The organism is Okeania sp. SIO2B9 (assembly GCF_010672505.1).
In the GTDB taxonomy this organism is placed as follows: Bacteria; Cyanobacteriota; Cyanobacteriia; order Cyanobacteriales; family Microcoleaceae; genus Okeania; species Okeania hirsuta.
In genome coordinates, this window is the sequence record NZ_JAAHGK010000631.1 from 1 (window position 1) to 4,320 (window position 4,320).

General features: G+C 33.7%; 1 protein-coding gene. It reads right to left on the bottom strand.

Features of this window, described 5'->3' with window-relative positions:
• Nucleotides 1-398: 398 nt before the first annotated feature.
• Nucleotides 399-4,229, bottom strand: coding sequence for a tetratricopeptide repeat protein (locus tag F6K13_RS20450; RefSeq protein ID WP_240038900.1), 3,831 nt, complete (start codon nucleotides 4,227-4,229; stop codon nucleotides 399-401).
• Between the last annotated feature and the right edge of the window lie 91 nt (nucleotides 4,230-4,320).

Genomic DNA, 4,320 nt, shown 5'->3' on the forward strand with positions numbered 1-4,320 from the left:
GTCCAAATATATAGTTAGTGATAGAGGCCTACGCTCAGAGTTTTATCTAAAATCTCATAACTAAGACGTTGGAGTTAAATCAAAATATATATTCAATAACTGAGACGTTTGAGTTGAATGAATAGTCAATTTAGGAGGCAATACCTAAAGCTCGATCTAAAATCTGATAACTCAATCGTGAAAACTATTTTCAGGTTTGCTTCTCTACCAGAATACACAGGATAAGCTAAAAGGCATTTAATTTTTATGTTCCCTATTATCTTTTTTCTGTCAGCTTTCCCAGAATTAGGGGTAAATCGTTTCAATGGGAAATAGTTTAACCACTACTTAAATCAATTCCTGTGATTAATTTTCTTAAAGTTCAGCCAATGCCTCATCTACCTTTTCCATCTTCCTTGTTACTTATTTCTGAGTTCAACAAATATCTGATACATCTGTTTTGCCAATTTTTTAGGATTCCACAAAGGCGCTAAATTATCTGGATTTTTTGACCTCTGCAAATGCTCCCGCACTGAATTTCTTAAACCTAAATCTTTACCTAATTTAATTCCCCATTCTGTATATTCTTCCCAACTGCAAGCTACTCCTATATCCAAATTTACATTTTGCAAAAATGAGTAACCCATTCTAGACAAATATTGTTCTCCAGCTCTAGTTATTATTGGTAAATTTGCCCATAAAGCTTCCAAATTATGAGTACCTCCATTGTAGGGATAAGAATCTAATAAAACATCTGCTATCTGATAAATTGCTCGATGTTCTTCTTCTGTTTGAGTTTGACCTAAAAAGATAATTCGATTAAAGTCTACCCCTAAATTTTCAGATTCTTGAAGATAGGTTTGATAAATTACATCTACATCTCCTTGACCTTTACGAATTAATATACTTTCTGGTGTATGTTGCAAAATTTTTAATTGAGCGCGTACCATTTCTGGATTAGTTTTTCGCCCCGGAGCTATACACAAATAAACCATTTTATCTGAATCAATTCCGAGAGTATTTCTAGTCGCATTTCTATCAACCGAACGACTATCAAACCCATCCACAGCTACAGATGTTTCTGGCAATCTAACTAATTTTTCTAGATAATGTTTTTCTCTTCCTTGAGGATGGGTATACCAGTCACATAAAAAGTAATTACTTTCAGAAATATAGGGCGCATCAAAACCTAACCAGGAAACACAAACTTGTGCTGGTTGTTCATGAATAATATGTACATTTACTGGCAATGTCATTGAATCTAAATCTACTATTACATCTAACTTGTCTTCTAATGTTTGTTCGACAATTTCTTCATAGGATGGGAACCCATTAGGATACTTTTTCGGCCAATAGGTTTTGACAGACATTTGTTCAAATTTTTGAGTAATATCATCTCGCTTCAACGAACCTGTAATATATAGATGAACGTGAGGTGTAATTTGAGATAGTTCTCGAATTAAGGCTTCGCTACACCAACCTACAGAATGACGACGAAAATGTTTGGAAAGGAATCCTATTTTCAGGGGTTGGGAATTAGAAATATGAGTTTTTGGAGTTGGATAGTTTTTGATTATATTTTGATAATATTGTTTGGCTATTAATTTGTAAAATTTAGCGTTTCCTTCTAAGTTATCCCGGAGGTGAGGTACGGCAAATAAGAAAATTTCATAGAGTAGTTTTATTTCTACTTCGCTGAAGGTTTCACAGTTTTGATAAGAAAATTTTTCTACTTGTGAAAGTTTGGAGTTTGCCATGTCACTTACTCCAGATTGAAAATAGGCGAATAAAAAGGCAGTACCTGAAAGAATAGGAGCTATTTCTCCACAAGAATTACAAAAATTATCGGCTGCTTTTCTAGCTTGGGCAAGTTTAGTTGTATGGCTGAGTAAATCGCATAATTGTTGATGTGCTTCAACAAATTGTGGTTTAAGTTCGATAGCTTTTTCAAACAAAGCGATCGCTTCTTCCATTTTTTCTTGTTTAATAATATGTCCGATGCGAGAATATACTTCTGCCCAGTTTGGTTTAAGTTCTAATGCTTGATGATATTTTTCTAGTGCTGATTTTAATAATCCTTTATTGGAAAGTGCTGTTCCTAAGTTGGCATAAGCATCATAGGAATTAGGATTATATTTAATGGCTATTTGATAATGATAAATTGCCCGATCGTAGTCTCCTTTTAACAAGAAATTATTAGCTAGTTTTTCATGTAAGTGTTTGAGTTCTGGATTAATATTTAATGCTTTCTGATAATATTTTGCTGCTGCTTCTCTATCTCCTTGTTTACCTAAAATATTAGCTAGATTACTATAAGCTTCGGTATAATCTGGTTTGAGATTAATAGCTCTTTGATAACTTCTAACTGCGTCGTTAATTCTACTCAGTTTAACTAGGGTATTGCCTAATTTAAAGTGAAAATCTGCCTCTACTATATCTGGTTGAATTTCTAATGCTTTTTCCCAAGATTCCAGAGCTTCATCAACTTTTCCTAAATATTGAAATAGTTTACCAATATTCCAATAAATACCAGGCAAATCTGGTTTTAAATAAACAGCCTTTTGATAATAAAACAGTGCTTGTTTATGTTGACCTAACTGCAAATAGACACTACCCACATTTCCATAAACTTCTGCAACTTCCGGTTCAATTTCTAATGCCAGATTATAAGCAGACAAAGCTGCTGCTAAATTATTTTGTCTGTAAAAAGCATTTCCTAAAGTTACATAACATGGAGCATAATCTGGTTGAATTTTTAAAGCTTCTTTACAGTGAGCGATTGCTACTGTTAAATCTCCTTGTCCGAGAGCAATATCGGCTTGATTTCTATAAGTTTCTGCTGCGGGATATTTTAAGAGTTTTTTGACAAATTCTGTTTCTGATTCTTGGTCTTTAAAGGTTTGACTTTGACTGAGTTTTTCCTGATTTTTTTTGACTTGGTTTAAACCGGGCAAATTATCGTTATTATTCTCAAAAGCTTCAAATTTTTGCTCTGGAATTAGATTTAAAGTAGTAGCTTGAATTTCATGGTCTTCATCAGATTCAATAATTTCTCGATTTGGATATACTGTGAATTTTTCCTGTTCTAGATATTGACTTGATTGATGCTGAATTACTGAATCAAGATATTTTTCTGTTTCTAATTCTTGGTGTTTAAAGGTTTTACCTTGAATGAATTTATCCTGATTTTTCTTGACTTGGTTTAAACCGGGGAAATTATCGGTATTATTCTCAAAAGCTTCAAATTTTTGCTCTATTGATTTATCTTTTTCTTTTGGGTTTAATACCCCACCGTCTACAGGGTATTTACAATTGGTTGAGGTTTGAGTCCCCATCCACTTTTTCCTTCTTCCTTTTTCCTTCTTCCTCTCTTGGTGCCCATTCCCTCCCTTGGTCAGCATTCCCTTACGACTGTTGTCGTCGCCGGATATGACCCCTTGCATCTGTCGCCGATGCGGGGTCGCACCGCTTCTTCCTTCTTCAACCTCAATTACTGAATCAATATATCTCTCTATATTATGATTATTTGCCAATGCAAAATCTTGCCATTCTGTGAATAAAATACCCAATTCTTGCTCAGTAATCTCAGGCTTTAGCAATCTATATAATTCAGCAAAAGCCTCTTGATAATTTGGTTTAATAGATAAAGATTTTTGATAATAATCAAGAGCAGCTTCAAAATCATTCTGGAGAGTAAAAACACCACCCAATTTAAAATAAACTTGAGGGTTTTCCGGTTCTAGTTGCTGAAAAATTTGATAACAAAAAATCGCCCGCTCAAATTCCCTTCTTTCAATAAATATATTTCCCAATATCAATCGAACAGATGGAATATTTGGATTAATCTCCAGCGCCCTTTCATAATTAAAAATTGCTAAATCCAACTGTCCCCGTCGATTATAAATACTGCCAAGATAAACATAAACTTCTGCCAAATTAGGTTGTAACTTTAACGCCTGAAAATAAGCATTAATTGCCTGTTCAAATTGATTTTTCTCTTGAAAAATATTTCCCAAAATTAAATACACAGAAGTCAACTGAGGTTGAACTTTAAGTACTTCTTTGCAACAAGCGATCGCTGCATCAAAATTACCTTGTAGCAAATATACCTCAGCTAACTTCTTGTAAGCTTCAACATAGTCTGGTTTAATAGTTAAAACTTTTTGATAAGCAACCATTGCTGTATAAAGTTGTCCAGAATCTTTAAGTTTATTGGCTGTCTTGAAATAATTTTCAGGTAACATTTTCATGGTAAACCCTTACAGGGGTAATACTTGAGACTGCACTTAATTTTTTGTTAATTCTTGGCAATAACTAGAATAAGTTCATCTAGTGCAGGAT

Excerpts from the sequence above, each read along its gene's own strand:
- F6K13_RS20450 (WP_240038900.1), bottom strand. The coding sequence starts at position 4,229 with ATGAAAATGTTACCTGAAAATTATTTCAAGACAGCCAATAAACTTAAA.